This is a genomic window from Castellaniella sp. S9 (genome assembly GCF_027257175.1).
In the GTDB taxonomy this organism is placed as follows: Bacteria; Pseudomonadota; Gammaproteobacteria; order Burkholderiales; family Burkholderiaceae_B; genus Castellaniella.
This window is the reverse complement of the sequence record NZ_JAPFGD010000029.1, coordinates 1-616: the sequence shown is the minus strand read 5'-3', so window position 1 is coordinate 616 and position 616 is coordinate 1. Positions and strand designations below refer to the sequence as shown.

Annotated in this window: 1 protein-coding gene; it reads right to left on the bottom strand. The window is 60.7% G+C overall.

The window, feature by feature from the left end; translation table 11 throughout:
• Positions 1-616 (bottom strand): Ig-like domain-containing protein (locus tag OOZ48_RS18415; protein WP_269500271.1); only part of this gene is annotated, 616 nt, incomplete at both ends.

Here is a 616-nt window from a genome sequence, read left to right as displayed (position 1 = left end):
GCGTACTGCTGGCCATTGATCGTCACCGTGACCGTTGTTTCAGCGCCGGCTTCGGCAACAACTACGCCCGTCACCGCAATCGTCTCAGCACCAGACTCGGCGATGTTGATGACGTTGTCAGCAGTGACAGAGTCAACAGACACCGCCAATTCTGGCGCTGTCGTGTCCACACCGTAGCTGTGCGTGGTGGTCTGCGCCGTGCTATTGCCCGCCGCGTCGGTTGTCGTGACCGACACATCCAGAGCGTCTGTGGCCGCCAGGTCGGAACCTGCAACGGCTATCGCCCACGTACCATCCGCAGCAACCGCACCGGTGTACTCGATGTCGTTGACCGTTAGCGTAACAGCGTCGCCTGCGTTGTACTCACCAATCACAGTGCCGGTGACATCCACCGACGCACCGGACTCAGCAGCGTTGATCACGTTGTCCGACGTAATCGAATCAACTGAAACCGTCAGCGCAGGCGCGGTCGTATCAATGGCGTAGCCGTGTGTGGTGGTCGTCGTCGTGGCATTACCGGCCGCGTCCGTGGACGTCGCACTGACTCCCACCGAACTGTCTGCCAGCAAATCACTGGTCGCAACGTCAACCGCCCACATGCCGGTGGCAGCATCCA